Source organism: Trichococcus sp. (assembly GCF_049684335.1).
In the GTDB taxonomy this organism is placed as follows: Bacteria; Bacillota; Bacilli; order Lactobacillales; family Aerococcaceae; genus Trichococcus.
In genome coordinates this window covers 33931-52379 of record NZ_JBAVFV010000020.1, presented here as the reverse complement: position 1 = coordinate 52379, position 18449 = coordinate 33931, and the positions used below count along the sequence as shown (strand labels likewise).

General features: G+C 40.3%; 18 protein-coding genes. 10 read left to right on the top strand and 8 right to left on the bottom strand.

Translation table 11 applies throughout. The annotated features are described in order from the left end of the window. Positions 1-370: 370 nt before the first annotated feature. From WBM30_RS04650 to WBM30_RS04635, 4 genes are all read left to right on the top strand, one after another. Positions 371-1216 carry an FTR1 family iron permease gene (locus WBM30_RS04650; RefSeq protein ID WP_424899602.1) on the top strand — a complete coding sequence of 282 codons (846 nt, stop codon included), beginning with the start codon at positions 371-373 and terminating at the stop codon, positions 1214-1216. Between the two features lie 300 nt (positions 1217-1516). Next, the gene (locus WBM30_RS04645; protein ID WP_424899601.1) at positions 1517-2215 is read left to right on the top strand and encodes a triose-phosphate isomerase; all 699 of its coding nucleotides are present in this window, start codon (positions 1517-1519) and stop codon (positions 2213-2215) included. Positions 2216-2491: 276 nt separating this feature from the next. After that, entirely contained in the window at positions 2492-3877 is a 1386-nt protein-coding gene (locus WBM30_RS04640) for a M24 family metallopeptidase (RefSeq protein WP_424899616.1), read from the top strand. Positions 3878-3956: 79 nt separating this feature from the next. Next, a complete protein-coding gene (locus tag WBM30_RS04635; RefSeq protein WP_424899600.1) occupies positions 3957-4262 on the top strand; it encodes a hypothetical protein in 306 nt (101 codons plus the stop codon). Positions 4263-4369: 107 nt separating this feature from the next. Here WBM30_RS04635 and mgtE read toward each other — a convergent pair whose 3' ends face one another. The 5 genes from mgtE to WBM30_RS04610 all read right to left on the bottom strand — a co-directional run bounded on the left by mgtE (position 4370) and on the right by WBM30_RS04610 (position 8443). Continuing rightward, entirely contained in the window at positions 4370-5722 is a 1353-nt protein-coding gene (mgtE, locus tag WBM30_RS04630; protein ID WP_424899599.1) for a magnesium transporter, read from the bottom strand. 116 nt (positions 5723-5838) lie between these two features. After that, the gene (locus WBM30_RS04625; RefSeq protein ID WP_424899598.1) at positions 5839-6216 is read right to left on the bottom strand and encodes a RidA family protein; all 378 of its coding nucleotides are present in this window, start codon (positions 6214-6216) and stop codon (positions 5839-5841) included. 92 nt (positions 6217-6308) lie between these two features. After that, the gene (locus WBM30_RS04620) at positions 6309-6557 is read right to left on the bottom strand and encodes a helix-turn-helix domain-containing protein (RefSeq protein WP_424899597.1); all 249 of its coding nucleotides are present in this window, start codon (positions 6555-6557) and stop codon (positions 6309-6311) included. A 59-nt stretch (positions 6558-6616) separates the two neighbouring features. Next, entirely contained in the window at positions 6617-7012 is a 396-nt protein-coding gene (locus WBM30_RS04615) for a hypothetical protein (protein ID WP_424899596.1), read from the bottom strand. 183 nt (positions 7013-7195) lie between these two features. Continuing rightward, positions 7196-8443 (bottom strand): helix-turn-helix domain-containing protein, encoded by a 1248-nt coding sequence (locus tag WBM30_RS04610; protein WP_424899595.1) that lies wholly within the window; start codon positions 8441-8443, stop codon positions 7196-7198. 199 nt (positions 8444-8642) lie between these two features. Between WBM30_RS04610 and WBM30_RS04605 the strand changes: the two genes are divergently transcribed. The 3 genes from WBM30_RS04605 to WBM30_RS04595 all read left to right on the top strand — a co-directional run bounded on the left by WBM30_RS04605 (position 8643) and on the right by WBM30_RS04595 (position 12703). Further along, positions 8643-10949, top strand: coding sequence for a glycoside hydrolase family 2 protein (locus WBM30_RS04605; RefSeq protein ID WP_424899594.1), 2307 nt, complete (start codon positions 8643-8645; stop codon positions 10947-10949). Between the two features lie 545 nt (positions 10950-11494). Next, the gene (locus tag WBM30_RS04600) at positions 11495-11782 is read left to right on the top strand and encodes a putative quinol monooxygenase (protein WP_424899593.1); all 288 of its coding nucleotides are present in this window, start codon (positions 11495-11497) and stop codon (positions 11780-11782) included. A gap of 648 nt (positions 11783-12430) precedes the next feature. Next, positions 12431-12703, top strand: coding sequence for a winged helix-turn-helix transcriptional regulator (locus WBM30_RS04595; RefSeq protein ID WP_424899592.1), 273 nt, complete (start codon positions 12431-12433; stop codon positions 12701-12703). A 42-nt stretch (positions 12704-12745) separates the two neighbouring features. On the opposite strand, the gene WBM30_RS04590 is transcribed toward WBM30_RS04595, so the two are convergent. Next, positions 12746-14074, bottom strand: coding sequence for an FAD-dependent oxidoreductase (locus WBM30_RS04590; RefSeq protein WP_424899591.1), 1329 nt, complete (start codon positions 14072-14074; stop codon positions 12746-12748). A 211-nt stretch (positions 14075-14285) separates the two neighbouring features. Here WBM30_RS04590 and WBM30_RS04585 point away from each other — a divergent pair, with 211 nt between their 5' ends. Then, positions 14286-14534: a GlsB/YeaQ/YmgE family stress response membrane protein gene (locus WBM30_RS04585; RefSeq protein ID WP_424202106.1), complete on the top strand. Its 249-nt coding sequence runs from the start codon at positions 14286-14288 to the stop codon at positions 14532-14534. A gap of 361 nt (positions 14535-14895) precedes the next feature. After that, a complete protein-coding gene (locus WBM30_RS04580) occupies positions 14896-16164 on the top strand; it encodes a RidA family protein (protein ID WP_424899590.1) in 1269 nt (422 codons plus the stop codon). A 163-nt stretch (positions 16165-16327) separates the two neighbouring features. Here WBM30_RS04580 and WBM30_RS04575 read toward each other — a convergent pair whose 3' ends face one another. Both WBM30_RS04575 and WBM30_RS04570 read right to left on the bottom strand, forming a co-directional pair. Further along, on the bottom strand, positions 16328-16888 hold the full coding sequence (locus WBM30_RS04575) for a TetR/AcrR family transcriptional regulator (protein WP_424899589.1): 561 nt from the start codon (positions 16886-16888) through the stop codon (positions 16328-16330). Continuing rightward, positions 16885-18096, bottom strand: coding sequence for an MFS transporter (locus WBM30_RS04570; protein ID WP_424899588.1), 1212 nt, complete (start codon positions 18094-18096; stop codon positions 16885-16887). The genes WBM30_RS04575 and WBM30_RS04570 overlap by 4 nt, the downstream gene beginning before the upstream one ends. 144 nt (positions 18097-18240) lie before the next feature. On the opposite strand from WBM30_RS04570, the gene WBM30_RS04565 reads away from it, so the two are divergent. Then, positions 18241-18417: a hypothetical protein gene (locus tag WBM30_RS04565; protein ID WP_424899587.1), complete on the top strand. Its 177-nt coding sequence runs from the start codon at positions 18241-18243 to the stop codon at positions 18415-18417. Positions 18418-18449: the final 32 nt, after the last annotated feature.

Here is an 18449-nt window from a genome sequence, read left to right as displayed (position 1 = left end):
TCTGGTTGTCTGGGGGTCGAGCTCATAGTGAGATTCCCCGTCAAAATGGTTTTCGCGGGGAAACTCGTGCTGTCCGCGGGCGTTTTTCCCCGCCTAGGTGGTTTTGGCGGGTTTTTTGACTGTGATTTGAAGTTATTTTCCCCGTCAAAGTGGTTTTGACGGGTTATTTCAGCATAAATTCAGTTCCCATACAGCCCCATCTTCTTTGATTTTTTCTGACAACGCCTCAGATATGACGCTATCTTTGAAAATTAGAATTTTCTCATTGACAAGTTAAACAGATGCATCCATAATGATGTAAGTGAGAATCGTTCTCAATTACGCCGAGAAATAATACGGTCTGGACTAATACATTTAAAGGAGAATTAATATGGATACATTTCTACCCGCGTTTATCATGGGTTTTAGGGAAGGCCTGGAAGCATTCCTAATCGTCAGCATCATTCTTCAATACCTGAGGAAAAGCAAAAATGAATCTTTACGGAAATATGTTTACTACGGGACAATTGGTGGCATTGTTGCTTCTCTTGGCATTGGAGGCATTCTTTACATCCTGTCCAAAGCGATCGACAAAATGGATCAAGTGGCAAAACTATGGGAAAGTGGAGCAAGTTTCGTTGCATTGGCATTGGTGACTACGTTCATTTACTGGATGATCAAGCACGGCCGAAACATGGTCTCGACTGTGGAAAGCAGTGTCAGCCAAAATCTGTCTGCCTTCGGAATTGCCAGCGTTGCTTTCATAATGGTGGCGCGTGAGGGCGTAGAGGTTGCGATCTTCACTTTTGCTGGACAGTACGGCATCGCAGCGCTGTTTACAGGTATCGCAGCGGCGTTGGTTTTGGCAGTCCTGATCAATCATTCGCTGGTGAGAGTCAACTTAAGGATTCTGTTCAATATCACCTTGGCCTATCTTATCCTGCAAGCCGGCTTTTTGCTTGGTTACGGTATTCATGAAGGCCTATCTGCGCTTGGCTCAATGAACCTGTTATCCAGTGAAAATCCGCTGTTCATAAAGGCTTTTGATCTATCTGAGACTATTTTCTACCATAAAGAAGGACTGCTTGGCTTGCCTTTGTACGTCCTGTTCGGATGGTACTCCAAACCGGAAATACTTCAATTTATTATGCAATACCTCTACACGGGTTCGGTTTTCTACATTTGGTACAGGGAAATAAAAAAAGAAGCGAGTAAATTAAATTCGCTCGCGCAATAGCATAAATCCGATGGCAACCTATACAGATAAGTAGCCAATTAAAATAGGCCAGGACGAAATCACACAATGATTTCAGTCTTGGCCTTTTTTTGTTGCAGGCCTTGATGGAGATCGACTATATCCATTTGGAAGAGCAAAGTTCTCAAGTGAAGAATAGCAAGTACATATACTATATAGAAGTTAGAATTGGTGTTTAATAATCCAGGGTACTATAATTAGAAACGTAAGGGCGTAGTTCATGGCCCCTTAAACCCAAGCGTATTTCACACCCAAGCATTTGTTAAATGAAAGGAGAAAATCATGGCAAAAACTAATATCCGCACACCATTCTTTGTTTTTAACCCCAAATCCTATTTGTTTGGAGAAAACTTATTGGAACTAGTCAGAGAAGCAGATACATTAGCAGAAGAATTTCCTATTTCAATTTTTGTAACCGCGCCCTTCGCCGATATTGCAGCTGTTTCATCAAATTCCAAAAATATTATTGTGACAGCTCAGCATTTAGATGGCATTTATCCGGATAAAGGAATGGGTCATGTGTTACCCGAATCACTTTATGAAGCAGGTGCACGTGCTGTATTTCTAAATCACGCTGAAAAACCCTTGACGCTGAATGAGTTAGCTAAAGCAATTAAGCGCGCAGCTGAACTTGAAATAATAACAATAGTATGCGCAGATTCCATTGCAGAGGCAAAGGCAATAACGATGCTAAGTCCCGATATTATTCTGTGCGAACCTTCAGATTTAATTGGTACCGGTAAAACAAGCGATGAGAGCTATGTTAAAGAAACAATCGAAGCTGTTAAGAGTCTTAATCCGAATGTATTAGTTATGCAAGCAGCTGGAATCAGCACGGCAGATGATGTCTATAGAACAATTTTGCTGCAAGCAGATGGAGTTGGATGTACCAGTGGTATAGTGAAGGCAAAAGACCCCAAAAAAATGCTAAGGGATATGGTTGAGGCGACTGTAAAAGCATCGAATGAAAATAATAAATAAGGAAAAAAGATCCTATTATTTGAAAGAGCAAAACAATTTCCGACGGGCTTACAGAGTAGTGCCATTGATTATAGAACCCTTTTTCTTAGTGCATAGGTTAGGCAGTAATAGTCATAATCTAAAAGTAGCGATCATCAGAAGAGACAGAAGGATATCCATCAACGATTAAAATTTGGTCCTACAGCCCTGTAAGGCAATCAAAACATCAGGAATGCGGAAGTTGAATCAAAAGTAGCATAGAAGCTATTATCAAAGATGAAAAAGGAGAATAGTATGCTGAACAGAAAAATTACATTAGAATGTATACCCGAGCCGCAAGTGTTCGAGCGTGTCGCTCCAACCTTTTTAAATGCTGAAACGATTACTGAACGAAAACAAAAACTGTTGCAGAGAATGAGTGAAGAAAACGTTGAAGCTTTGGTTATTTACGCGGATAAAGAGCATGCCGGCAATTTTGAGTATTTAACCGGCTTTATTCCCCGTTTTGAAGAGGGCCTGTTAGTTGTCGAAAATCCAGAGAAGTTTACCTTGATTCTTGGCAACGAGAATTTAAAGCTATGTGCGCATTCACGTGTTTCGGCAAATTTGATTCATTACCCACAATTCTCATTACCTAACCAGCCCATGGAGAATGAAAAAACACTCGAATCCATATTCCTTGGTTTGGATATCGGAAAAAAGAAACGGATCGGCGTTATTGGTTGGAAAATGTTTACGACTAAACAAAGCAATCCATCCACACTGTTTGATGTGCCGTACTTTATCGTAGATGCCCTCAAAAATACAATCCCAACAGGATGCGATTTAGTTAATGGTGCGTATTTGATGATTGGGGATAATGGTGCCCGGACCACAAATAACGCTAACGAAATCGCGCATTATGAATATGGCGCTAACCTATCATCGCGCTGTATGTTACGTGCCATGAATGCTATTGAACCGGGCTGCAAAGAAACAGAAATCGGAAATCTATTGAACGCCGATGGACAGTATAATTCAGTTGTGACGATTGCAGCGGCAGGACAGCGTTTTGAATTTGCCAATATATATCCCACTCACAAAGAAGTTCAATTGGGCGATCCTATGTCCTTGACCACTGGATTCAAAGGTGGTTTATCCAGTCGAACCGGGTTTGTGGTTGAGCAAGCAGAGCAACTTCCGGAAAATCAAAAAGATTATTTGGAAGCCGTAGCAAAACCTTATTTCGCAGCTGTAGTAAGTTGGCTGGAAAACATAAAAGTTGGAATGGCCGGAAATGAATTGTACCAGATTATCGAAGCTGTTTTTCCAAAAAATAAATATCACTGGCACCTGAATCCAGGGCACCTGACATCTGATGAAGAATGGATGGCATCCCCAATCTATGCAGATTCTTCTGAAAAACTGAAAAGTGGTATGATTCTGCAAATTGATATCATTCCGTCGGTGCCTGGATATGCAGGGGTGAGTGCCGAAGAGTGCGTAGCTATAGCCGACGAAAACCTCCAGCATGAAATACAAAAATCCTATCCGGAATTATGGGAACGTGTTTCTGTCAGACGGAACTATTTAAAAAATGTATTGAACATTAACCTAAGTGTAGATGTGCTGCCTTTATCCAACACAGTTGCGTATTTGCGACCATTCTATTTAGCGAAAGAAAAAGCTTTAAAGGCGGAATAAGCAAGTAGCTTCAAGCACTATCATTCTTTTTTATGGGATTTCAGCAGATGCTAAGTTTAGATTCAAAATGAACAATTAAATGAAGAATGCCTCTCAGCACGCTAAGCGTATCGGGAGGCTTTTTCTTCATCATTTATCAAAATATTCAGGTGATAAATTGCTTGAAAGAACAGATCATTACACAGCTATGCAAGATTATGAACTCAAAAATAGATTAGCAAAATACATTCTTCAAATTAAAAATAATGGCTATTTTCAAGAAAAACTTACGGAGACAGCGGAATATGTGGGAGTAAGCTACCGACATTTTGATATACCGGCCAAAATTTCCACTAGTGACATAGAAGTCACCACTCGGCAAAATAGACGATTAAATCAACAATAACTCGAATATAATGAATAAGCACACGAGCGGGCTTGTTCATTATATTCGAGGTGTTTTTTGCTTTGTTTTTATCAATTACTCCATGAATAACAATACTATTTCTAACGTTAAATAAGATGGAGCAGGAATGAAGCGATAGAAAAGTAAATATAGAGCCCTAAAATATCATTAATAGTGGTAATGAATGGTCCGGATGCAATGGCGGGATCGAATTTTAACGTATTGATAATGATAGGAACAACCGTCCCGCTGATAGTAGAAAGGCTCAGGGTGATGAAAATGGTTACCCCCAGTATGAGAGCGAGGACAACATTTCTGTAAAAGATGAGAATGACAAGCGATAAAATAATTCCTGCCAAAAGACCGATACACATCCCCACCATAAATTCTTTCCAAATGGTACGCCCGATGCGCTCATCGTGTTCTTTCAAAATCAGGCTCCGAACGGCGACCGCGAGCGATTGGGTTCCTACGTTCCCCGCTGAGTCCATAATGATAGGAATAAAGGCTGCTAAAACGACTACTTGATTAAGGGTTTCCTCAAATGCGCTGATTAGGCTTGCACTAAGCATTCCCATAAAGAGTAAGATGATGATCCATGGTGATCGTGCACGAGCGATTTCCCACACGGTTTCTGGCCGGTCAGAAGTGGTCTTAATGGCTGAGAATTCGTTAAAATCTTCTGTTACTTCGTCTTCCATGATGTCCATGATATCATCCACCGTTACAATCCCTCTGAGGATGTTTTTTTCGTCCAGGATAGGTAGCGCTACTAAGTCATAATCTTGAATCAGTCGGGCTACTTTTTCTTGATCATCACCGAGTCGCGCGTAGATGAATTGTGAGGACATCCTATTTCCGATCGTCACTTCTGCAGGCAGGAGAAATAAATCTCGTATGGACAGAATCCCGAGTAAGACACCTAGCTCATCCAATACATACAGATATTGGATGATTTCTGCGGTTGGGGCTTGTGCGCGTACTTGATTAAAGGCTTGATGTACTGTGGAATTTGGAGACACGCTCACAAATTCTTTTGTCATAATCGAGCCAGCGCTTTGTGACGTGTAAGCCAGCAACTCTTCTAAGTCGGCTCGGTCACGGTCGCTTAATTGATTCAGAATTGCTTTGCCTTCAGATCCCGTCTCAGCCAACATACTCACTGCATCGTCGCGTGACATCTTTTGGAGAATTTCCCGTACATATTCTGGATTAAAATCTTTCAGCAAGTTTGCTTGCTCATCCACATCCATCCAGCTCAGTACATCAGCGAATTCTTTCGCTGTTAAAAAAATTTCGATTTTCTTCTTATTCTCAGGATATAAGCGGCGCAGCACCTCCGCTTGGTCTCTCTCGTGAAGCTTCATCAAAAGGATGCGGAATTGCTCGCGGTCATTCTCTTTTAGAACAGCGGAAATTTCATTGTAATAGGACTCATGTTTGAATACACTTTTTTTCATTATAATCCTCCTCTTGAGAAGACAGAGTGTCTTCCCGGTTTGTTAATTTGAATCGTCTCATCCACCTAATGGGGTCAGGTACCATTCTGCCACCTCCTAAAGAGTAATAATGAACGTTATCTTTTTGCTACAACTTCTATTTCGATATCTGCCTTAAGCGGCAGTTCAAGAACTGCGACGCAAGTCCGTGCAGGATAAGGCTCGGTAAATTTTGTTTTATAAACTTCATTCATCGCCTCGAAATGCTTCATGCTCGTAAGGTAGACATTGACCTTTACGACGTTTGCTTCTGTAAGTTCCACTTCTTTTAAAATTCTGTTGATATTCTTGAAACATTCTTCCGTTTGCTCCTGAATGTTCAAATCCTGTTTTTCCAACGTCAAAGAATTCTTGGCAGTCTGTCCGGATATGTATATGTATTCTCCAGCGTCTATCGCATGGGAATAAGGCCCGGAACTCATGACGTCTTTTGCGGTATAAGCTTGTCTTTTCATGATGATAGTCTCCTTTGGGTTTGTTTTGTCAACGGTTTCTATTTGATTATAGCATATTATATATAAATATATTGAATAGTTGGTGCACCGTGCTATGTGTACTTTGCATATAGCTTCAAAGCTAATTGTAACGACAGGGTATGATTAGTATCGCTGAAGTTATAATCGAGAATATCTTTGATCCTGTCTAATCGGTACAAGAGCGTATTGCGATGAATGAATAAATCCCATTCCTGGTTTTTCCCAGACGGGATTCCTGCGCGTACAACGCTTGCGGTTGCAGCACTGCCTATGGATGCTTTAGTCCAGATCGATGTAGTATAAACTTCTTGAAAAAACACCCGATACGAGTCTAACCAAAATTTGGTTGGGCTCGTATTGGGTGTTTGGGTTGATCATTTTATTTTTCGACTTTTACGATCCCCATGCCGGGAATCTGCGGAGGTATGGACATCGTGGTGGGTGCATGTTCGACTAAGGTGACTGTTACGCTATCTCCTTTTTCTAATGCTGACAGAGGCACATTTTCACCGGAGGATAAGTCGATCAAGGGAACACCTTCCATTAACAGGATGACTTCATCGAAAGAAGCAGCTTCCGAAGACTCTACTGGAACTAAGTCAGCCACGAACAAACCATTTTCATGCGTTTCGCCACTGTCGATAACCGTTCCCGTATATAATATAGTTGCTTCTTCATTTTCCACAACCTCACTATTTATACTCGCCTGTGAACTGGTGGCACTGCAGCCACTCAGCAGAGCCGTAGTGATAAAGCATAAGATTAACTTTTTCAAACGAATTCCTCCTTGTTGTCCAGATAATTCAATTATAGCCCACACGACAGTAAATGTTAAAATATTAACTCAAATGTAAAATAAAGTCTACAGGCTGACCGTCAAAAATGCCAGTGCATATTTTGAACAGGAAAAAATACATGGCTTAGCAGCTCTCCTACCACGTAGACAACAGAAATTTATCTATCGATTAGTGTTATAGTGCTTACTATATTGCGAAGGAGAAATGGAAGTAGTTTTTTTAAATACCCTACTAAAATAATTTAAATCATTGAATCCTACCATAAGAGAAACCTCTGTAATCGATACATTCCCCCTTTGTAAGTAGAGTTTCGCCTCTTCTACTCTCTTTTTATTAATATAATCAATGATGCTCATGTTAGTTTCTGCTTTGAATTTACGTGAAAGATGTGAGGCATTCACGTAAATCTCATCAGCAATTATAGATAATGATAAATCCTCTTCTAGATGCATATGGATGTAATACACGGCCTTTTTAACAAGAAGACTATAATGACGGGTAGAAAAGTCTCTTACAGCTGTACAGTATTCATAAACCATCGTTTCCCCCAACTGTTTTAAGACGGAAATACTGGAGGCTCTTTCAATCAAAATAGCAAATTTTTCGGAAATATTATGAATGTAAAGGGGATGAACACCGCCTCTTTCAGCTGCGGTTCTGGAAATCGTGTTCATAACCAATGCGATATTCTTTGCAGATCTAATGGTGCTTTCAGGTATTCGATTAAAAAAGCTTAATAAAATATCTTTGTTGTAGTCGTTTAAAATGCGTCCAATTTCATCTGTATTTCCTTTGGCGATGGCGTCCACAATCTCTTTTTCTAATCGGAACCGCTCCTCTATCTGATCTTTACTCTCGGACATTGCTAGCTTTAATTCTTCTCTATTGAGAGGGGAGGCAACCCGTTCTGTCGCTAGCGATTGCGCTTCAATATAAGTATGCGCAAATAAATTTACTAATAATCCACCTATGCTTTGGGCGTTTTTTCTGCTAACGACGGATAAAGATTGATAAAATTCTTCGAGTAATTTTCGTTCGCTTATGGGTGCTTTGTTTTTCGTAACAATATCGCTGATAAATCCAATGCCAGGTATACTCGAAACAAAAGGACCCATTAAAACAGCCCCGCAACATTCGCCTTTTATCCAAATTCCAGTTGCAATGTATTCAAGGTTAAAAGAATTGACATGATAGTAATAACGATTTGTTTCACCCTTTCTAAGTTGCTTGATTATGCTAGGGTACTCTTTGTCTAAACTTTGAAGTGTGACAGGGATAAGGTAATCCAGGAGATGGAAAAGAACATTGCCATCTTGATCCATTAACCGAACGTCCATTTTAGTCACGTCATGTAAGATGCGGCATTTCTTCTTAAAGTCGTCTATATTATTTTCCCAATTTTCAATCATATCTTTTCCTCCATGCTTCCTTATATTTTTAATTATACAGATAAAGTATAAAAAAAAGCAGATATGTGCTAATTTAGGCAAGAAAATGCGAGTGTATTTCGTGATGCCTTGCTAATATAGAGGGGTAAAGCTAGGATGTACGATAGGAATTCAGCAGGCGTGGCAGTCAGGTTGCTTAGCTAATTTAGGAGGAAAATAAATGAGAAAAGTCATTCATTTCAATCAAGACTGGAAGTTTATCAAACAAGATGAAGATCAAGCGATGGGTATCGACTTTGATGATAGAAACTGGAAAGTTGTTCAGATTCCCCATACATGGAACGCTATTGATGGAGCAAACGGGTTTGCTTATCATCAAGGCGCATGTTGGTATAGAAAAGAATTTACGATAGATGATTCGGCACAGGGGAACAAAGTGTATGTTGAGTTCGAGGGAGCGAATAGTATAACTGATGTCTACCTGAATGGTCAACATTTGGGTCAACATAGAGGTGGCTATTCTACTTTTAGATTCGATCTTACGGAAGTGATTGATTTTGATGCAAAGAACACGTTGGCTGTGAAGGTAGATAATACGGTTGTGGATGATGTCTATCCGCAAATGGCCGACTTCACCTTTTACGGTGGTATTTATCGTGATGTGAACTTAGTCATTGCCAATCCTGTTCATTTTGACTTAATGGATCATGGTTCAAAAGGTGTTTACGTTATTCAAGAGGAAGTAAACGAAGAGAATGCTGCCTTAACGATCAAATCACTGATTGCGAACGATAGTGAGGAAGATAAAAAAGTGCGGCTTTGGGTTGATTTGCTAGATGCAGAAGGGAAAAATATTGCCTATGCTGCCAAAGAAGTGACATTAGTTGCGGGAGAACTGAAAGTAGTAGAAATTCCGCTTGTCATAGAAAATCCCATATTATGGAATGGCAGAAAAAATGCCTACATGTATGAAGCAAAGGTTTCTATGGAGAGTTTTAACGACGTTCTTGATGAACTCACGATTCCGTTCGGTGTCAGATACTATGAAGTAGATGCTGAAAAAGGTTTCTTCTTGAATGGGGAACACCTTGCTTTGCATGGTGTGGCAAGACACCAGGATCGAAAGGATATGGGCTGGGCAATCACGGAAAAAGAGCAAGATGAGGATATGGCATTGATAAAAGAAATCGGGGCAACTTCTATCAGATTAGCTCACTATCAACACAATCAATATTTCTATGATTTATGTGATCAAGAAGGCATGGTTGTCTGGGCTGAAATACCCTTTATCTCTTTGATGTCAAAAACAGAGTTAGAAGGCATTAATGCCAAAAAACAGATGGTTGAACTAATTAGACAAAACTTTAATCATCCTTCTATCATTTTCTGGGGAATCCAGAATGAAATTCAAATTAGTGGGGAAAGACCCGAGCTAAGAAAACTCGTGAATGAATTAAATGAGTTAACGAAAAAGGAAGACCCTACCCGATTGACTACAATGGCAAACGTCATGTTCGTTGAAGATGAAGATGACTATAATTATGTGACGGATACGATTGGATACAATAAATATTTTGGCTGGTATAACGGTGAAGCAGGAGACTTTGCAGGATGGATAGATGGCTTTCATAAGAAAAATCCGACTGTAAAACTGGCGATTTCAGAATACGGTGCAGAAGGAATTTTACAATACCACAGCAGTGATCCAAAAATAAAAGACTATTCTGAAGAATACCATGCGCTTTATCATGAAACCGTTTGGAAGATTTTTGAAAAACGCCCCTTCCTTTGGGCAACGTATGCATGGAACATGTTTGACTTCGGTGCGAACATCAGAAATGAGGGCGGTGTAAAGGGAAGAAATAACAAAGGGCTCACCACCTATGATAGAAAGATTAAGAAGGATGCTTTTTATCTGTATAAGGCACATTGGAATGATGAAAAATTTGTGCATATTACAGGAAAACGCTTTGTAGATCGAACGGATGATACGATCACTATCAAGGTCTATTCTAACTGTAATGAAGTGAACCTGTCTGTAAACGGAGGGGAAACGACTACCCTTACAAGTGAGGATAAAGTCTTTGTCTTTGAAAACATTTCCCTGAAAGAGGGAATAAATGAAGTCAAGATACTCGCCAATGATGGTAACAATAGCCTACAAGATGTAGCCCTGTTCAATAAAGTGGCTAATCCAAACGAAAGCTATTTTGCCCCTGAAGAAGAGGGGGGAATCGTCGCCAACTGGTTCGATATGCCAGAATTAGGCGATGTGGACGTTGAAGAACTTGAAATAACGGATGATGTCTACTCTACCCGTTGCACAGTGGGAGAACTTGTTAAAAATGAAGAAACAAAAGCAATAGTAACGACATACTTAGGTGACGTGGAAGAACATCCGATGTTCGATATGATGCAAGGTGTTACAATCGATGCCCTGTCTCAAATTGCGTCAGATCAATTTAGTGAAAAAATGATGTATACCCTCAACAAGGAATTATCCCAAATTAGAAAAAGTGAACAGTAAGAATGTAACTCTAACTGCCCCACTTTCTATCAAATGTAATCACGACCATAATAAAAAAAGCTAGTTGCTTACATTTTAGAAAAAGCTGTGGAACTTGGTAATAAAATAGAAGATATGCTTTATGACTATATTCATTATTGGGATAACGACAAATAGTCATGGGAAAAAATTTAAAGTTTGTGGATTAAAGATTTAGATGGAAAACTGATAATTCTGACTCCTAAACAAATAGTTTCGGATAAATATGGTTTTTCCATCGACAATTATATCCGAAGTTCAATATTTGTTTGGAGAAAATCTTATCATGTATTCCCACCAACACGTAACTAGGAACAAGTGAAAAAACCGTCAAATCAACGTTTGGATAGTATTTCAAGGCTTAATCCGCCTAGTTATGTATTTTACACATAACTAGGCGAAAACACAGTGATATCAAGGGTTTACCCGACCTAGTTACAACTTTTCCGGGAATGCAGGATGGAAGAAGGATACGAATCCGTACGGTTTGCGCCAGAGAAAACAACTAATTTTAAGTAGGTGGAGAAATGATAGTAATCAATGCAGAATTTTATATTATACCCGAGCAAAAACAACAATTTTTAAATGAAATTTCAGAACTAATTCAATCATCTAGAAAAGAAGAAGGCTGTTTATCTTATCAACTTTACCAAGCAGTTACAGATGAAAATAATTTTGTAATGGTTGAAAAATGGGAAACCCCACAAGCGATTGAGTTGCATAATAAAATGTCTCATTTACAAAATTTCGCTAAGAAAATTCCTAATTATAGTCGCAATGCGCCTCAAATTACGGTTAGTCTTGTAAAAGAGTAATTAAAATCTTCTCCATAACCAAATTAAAAAAGATGCTTGATACAATTTTGGTCCTTTAAAATAAGTATACTCAGTTTTAGCCAAAAAAAGACTTCATTGCCTGTTTGGGCTAGTGAAAGATGCTGAACCGCAGGAAATACACTGCCCGTGAAGCCCTCCTTGGGAGAGTAACCGCACTAAAATCCTCAAAAAAGGTTCCAACCACCAAAATCTGGTGATTGGAACCTTTTCTCATTCATTTCAGCTAGTTATGTCCCAGCCTCAAATGAAAGAGTGTGATGATTCGCGTTCAGAAGGTGAGCACTAAGAGGACAATCACTAAACGGTCTGTTCTTGGCCGTGTGGGATTGTCAGCTTAGGCGGAACATTCTGCGAATCAGAACACGTTTGAGAGGTCATTTTTTTAAAGAAATGTCGGTATAACGGCATTCCTGAGTTGGCTGCGGTAAAGGTCTGGAAAAAGAGAATAGAATCGATAAAGCGGAAATCCTATCAGTGACGAGCTTCCCGCTTTGTTTTTGCTTTCCGGATCATCGTGCAAAGAAATTACTTAAGCACCGGAGTTTAGGATTTATTTCCCAATACCGTTAAGGAAATACTTTTAATAATACAAAATATTCATATTGGCATAGTTTGATGTATTTTTTATTGGGTAAAAAATGGATTCCGCAAATTATCGAACTTTTGAACCAACAGGATATGCGCTTTGGCCAATTGCATCAAGCGATGGATGGGAGCACACCTAAAATGATCAAACAACAACTGATACTTCTGGAACAAAATAAGATAGTGGGAAATGAGAAAGTAACAGAAAATAATATGCTGCAGTCCACTTACCATTTAACCGCCAAGGGCAAAAAATTAGCAGTAATAGTTGAGCAAATGAAAATGTGGGGACAAAGAGAACTGGTTTGTCCTTAATGAAAAAAGGAGATGAGCAACTAGACGCATCTCCTTTATCATTTATTTCAAGACATCATTCAAAGCTTCCGCCATTGTAGGGTGGGTAAATATTTGATCTCTCAAAACTTTATAAGAGATGCCCACCTTCATCGCTAATGAAATGATATTAATGGTTTCATGGGACTCGATGCCATATAGAGAAGCGCCTAAAATATTCTCGGTTTCTGTGTCCACGATAATTTTATACATGCCACGTGCATCTTCTGCTACTTGTGCTTTTGGAATCGCGGCAACGGGTTGTTTGAACACCTGATACTTAAAACCTTCTGCCTGCACTTGCCGCTCTGTAAGTCCCACATTGGATAGCGGCGGAGTTAAGAAAACCGTATAAGGTACTACAGTCCGGTCATTAGTCGATCGGCTGCCATCTCCGAATAATTGATCCGCAATGATACGGTAATCATCCAACGAGATATAGGTGAACTGCAGTCCGCCTTTTACATCCCCGATGGCCCAGATATTCTCAGTGGTTGTCTGCAATTTTTCATCAACCACAACAGCTCCATTCGCCGACACTTCAATAGAAGTATTTTCTAAACCCAAGCCTTCTGTGTTTGGCTTTCGGCCCGTTGCAACTAACACCATATCGGCTTCGATCACTTGGGTTTCATTGTTTCCGTAGTGGATTTCAACAGCCTCTTGATCCTCTACGACTTTGACCAACTTTTGGCCTAACTCAAATTTTATACCTTGATTGCTCATGTCCTTGTAAACCATAGCTGCAATATCCTCGTCTTCTCGAGGAATAAATTCTGCACGGCCATCAATCACCGTAACTTCCGAACCAAAATTCGCAAACATTGAAGCGTATTCCAGTCCAATATAGCCTGCTCCGATGATGACCAACCGATCAGGGCGCCGGTCCAAGGACATGATTTCTTTAGAAGTAACAACGCGCTTTCCTAAAGTAAGCCCACCAATCGAAGGGATAATTGATGTGGCGCCGGTATTGATAAAAATTCTTTCCGCTTTGATTGTCCGTTCTGATCCATCCATCATTTTGACAAGCAGCTCATGGTCATTTAAAAAAGAAGCTTTTCCTGTCCAGACGGTAGCCGATTCTTCATCCTGAATCATATGATAGTTCTTGTCTCTTAGTTTTCCTATCAAGGCATCTTTCTTCAGGACAGCCTGCTCAAAAGGCTCTCCTTTTTCGCCTTGAAGAATCAAAAATTTAGAGGGAATGCAGCCGATATTGATGCAGGTTCCTCCGTACATTTGGTCGGACTCTTCAATTACCAGTACCTCTTCATTATGCTGTGCTAACAGCTTCGCCAGGGTTTTGCCGCCTTTGCCAAACCCGATAATCACATTTTTATAAGTTTCCATCTGAATCCTCCTCAAGTGATTTGTTCTATACAAAGTATACCAATAATTTCCAAAAGCTAACAATTAGGTACTTTGAAGTAACCGGGTAGGGTAACCTTCCAAGTGCAAATACTTTATAATATAGGTCATTCCTTATATAATTGCAGTGTAACGAGCAAGGTATAGACACATGGTTACTGCGGGCTTCTTTATTAAGAAGGAGGAGTAAAAAATGGACTTTCTTTGGTCTCTAATTGTCGGTGGGGTCTTAGGCGCACTTGCTGGAGCTTTTTTGGGTAAAGATGTTCCTGGTGGCATTATCGGAAATATCATTGCGGGTTTCGTTGGTTCATGGTTAGGAGTAACATTATTCGGAGCTTGGGGACCTGCAATTGGGGGATTCTACATTGCACCTGCATTAATAGGAGCCATCATCCTGATCCTCATCCTTTCCATTGTTATGAAATCGATGAGAAAATAAGCTTGTTCTGCACATCAACCAAACGTGTAGTGTCCGAACGGATTCAAAAACGCATAATACTAGCCAACCGTACTTATGGTTGGCTAGTATTATGTTTTTTTTATAGTTAAGAGATTGGATGCCTAAGGTTGTTGGAGGAAATCACCCTTAGCATAGCCAAAAACGCCACTTTCTTCCGGGTGTTCAGTTCGTTATTATTAGTATCCATACTTGTTTTTGTGCCCATTGTACAGATTAGGGAGAAAAAACCACAAGGTGTACATACTCAAAATGAAGCTAGCTTGCTATAGTTGCTTTTATGGTAACCGCTTTAATGGTTGCTGCCATAATAAAAAAATTTCTAAAAGGGGATACAAATATAATGATTGGCTACAACGCAGTATTAGCAAGAAACACAGAAAACGCACCAAAAAGTTCTCTAGCTACACAATCGGTAGCTTTTTCTCATTACAATCATCTTTCCGCTCAATTACCGCTAGATCCAAGAACAGGCGAAGTGGTAGCTGGTGGAGTGAACGAGCAGGCTGAACAATGCCTAAAAAATATCAAGGCAATCGTAGAGAGTGTTGCCCATGTTATGGACGATGTGGTTGCAGTCACGGTATTCCTTAAAAACACTGCCGATATGGCTGCTGTAGATGAAGTTTACACAACATTTTTCCCAGGCACTATTCCTGCACGGACAACCGTTGCAGTTTCAGCTTTGCCTATGGATGCTTTGGTGCAAATGGAGGCGCTTGTTTCACATGGTGAAGGTACAATACCAAACGCACCGCAAGCAGGTGACCTCATCAAGGTTACAAATAACATGTCTAATGCGCCAGTAAGTCCGCTATCTGCGCAATCGGTAGCTTTTTCGCACTACAATCACCTTTCCGCTCAATTACCGCTGGATCCGGGAACAGGCGAAGTGGTAGCCGGTGGAGTGAAAGAGCAGGCTGGACAGTGCTTAAAGAACATAAAGGCAATTTTAGAAAGTATCGATGTTCCTTTTGATGATATCGTCAAAATAAACATCTTCCTTAAAGACCTCTCGGATATGGAAGCTGTAAATGAAGTTTACACAACATTTTTCCCAGACTCGGCTATCGCCAGAGCCGTAGCCTATGTCCCAGCACGGACAATCGTTGCGGCTTCAGGGTTACCTATGGATGCTTTGATACAAATCGAAGCGGTGGTGTCACACGGAGATGGTACACCTCCGCAAGCAGTAGAAGACAGACATGGACTTATCATAGAAGCAAGAAATACGGAAAATGCGCCAAAAAACGCACTATCTACACAAACTGTAGCTTTCTCTCATTACAATCATCTTTCTGCTCAATTACCACTGGATCCAAGAACAGGCGAAGTGGTAGCTGGTGGCGTAAAAGAGCAAGCTGATCAGTGCTTGAAAAATATCAAGGCAATTGTAGAAAGTGTCGATCACGCTATGGACGATGTGGTCAAAGTAACGGTATTCCTTAAAAACAGTGTCGATATGGATGCTGTAGATGAAGTTTACACAATATTTTTCCCAAACGGTATTCCTGCAAGGACAACTGTTGCAGTTGCAGCGCTGCCTATGGATGCTTTAGTCCAGATTGATGCGGTTGTATCGAACGCTGAAGGAACCCCTCCAGTAGCGTAAAGGCATTTATTTGCAAATACAGGAACTATCAAAGTAACTTATAATGCGAAATTGCATAATTCAATCATAAAGAGCTGTCTCAATTTTCATTTGAGACAGCTCTCGTTTTTTAAGTCATGAGGCTTATTTGATTGTTATAAATGAGAAAGTTGGCTGCAGTTGTTTATAAACAGATGCCTGTCCAGAAGATATCCCAGGTTATTTCTTGTAATTTTTCATACCTTTGGCTATCTTCATAGACTAATTGAACGTCCAGACCATCTAACAATGTGACAAAAGCTAGCGCACACTCTTTGGCGCCTATGCGGAATGTTTGTTTTGCAAAGCAAGATTCTAACGCAGCAGTCAATACATCTATATATCTATATGGTTTTTGGATAACGTCTTCATGCATCTCATCCGGCACAAGGAAAGAAATAGTCAGCATCAGTTTTGTATTTGGATTTTTTTGAAATCGTTCCTTATGTTCCGTTAAAAACTGATACAGCTGCTGCTCAACCAATTTCTCTCCATGCTGTTGAAAATACTGCTGAATAAATTGTACCTCGTCGTCTACCGCTTCTTTATAAACTTCTTGAAATAACACGCGTTTATTGGGGAAATGGTAGGCAAGTGATTGTTTGCGGATGCCTACTTCTTCTGCAATTTGGGAGAGTTTTGTGCCTTCATAACCAAATTCATTGAAATGAGAAGTAGCAATTGTTTTGATTTTTTCTTTACTCAAAAGGTAGAGCTCCTTTCCTTGACATAAGACAGAGGTTTTTTGGCGTAAAAAATACAGAGCAACAGGAATAGGGCATAGGCACCAATGGAAACATAAAAGACTGCCGCATAGGTATCAAACACTTGCGCCAGTACACCAAGCGCCATCGCGCCCACACCAATGCCGATATCGAAAAAGTTAAAAAAAGAGGCAACGGCATTCTCATGTTCATGTTCCTCTACCAGGCTGATGCACCAAGATTGAAGGGCAGGGAAAATCGCACCAAAACCAAGCCCATAAAGGAATGCTGCAATCAAAAACTGCACATTATTTTGCACAAACACAAGTAGAACAAGCCCAGCCAAAGCAACTAAACCAAATGGAATTAACACGAAACTTGGTCCTAAATGGTCATAGATTCTGCCAGAGAAAAAACGGACAACAAGTCCTGCCAATGCTACTACGGTAAAGAACATAGCCGTTTGATCGAGACCTTTTTCAACAGCAAATAATGCGATAAAGGACATGATTCCACCTGCAGAAATTCCGGTCAAGGCACTAAGCATCGACTGAAATAGTACCCGTTTTTCAATTAATTTGAACTGAATAGCCGGCATTGGCTTCTTCTCCGAGCCTTTTGAATTATTTGGTTTACGCGATATAAATAAGGTAACGAGCAACGCCAACAACATGAACGCCATTCCGCTCAAGAAAAGTCCCTTGAAATCCCATATTTCCAGAATCATGACACCGATTAGCGGTCCAACGGAAACCATGGTCGTTTCTCCAACACCAAAATATCCGATCCCTTCTCCCAGCCGTTCTCCGGGAGTGTTTTCAGCTGCAATGGTTGTGAAATAGGTCGTCGTAATGCCAAAACCGAATCCATGGAGAATACGAACCAATACTAATGCCCAGACTTCTGTCGCTAAATAGTAGCTGCCTGTTGCAAGTGCTCCAATCGCTACGCCTATCACTAATAAATATTTCTTGTCCATTTTCATTGCCATGACGCCTGTAAAGGGCCGGATCAAAATGGCCGAGATCACAAAAATTCCTGTCACGAGGCCAATCTGTGTTGCCTCGCCTCCGATACTGGACACATAGAGTGGCAATGTGGGCGCCATCATTTCGAATCCTAAAAATACTAATGCATTTGCTAACAAAGCAGAAATAAAGGAACGGCTCCATAATTTTTGTTTTGGTTGTCGATTCGCAATCGTAGTCAATCATATCCCCCACTTTCAAAATGATGAAAAATTTCTCTAACAAGCACGCTATCTGACTCGCGTCAGTTTATTCTATCTGACTGACGTCAGTTTGTAAAGCATTAAAATAACTGTGACAGTTTTTAGTAAAAAAGTTCATTAAACTTGGAACAAGTGGATACAGATACGGATGCCCTCAAAAACATCCTTCAAGATGTACCAGAGACAGATTCCCATCCCGATGCCGAGACAGCGGAAGATGAGTTGGAACAGGAAACAACCTATGTTCCCGGAGATGAAGACAAGGCCGAATCTGAAAGATACGCTTTCACCATAAGGTAATTTCCGAAGCGATCAACCACACAAAGTCGGAG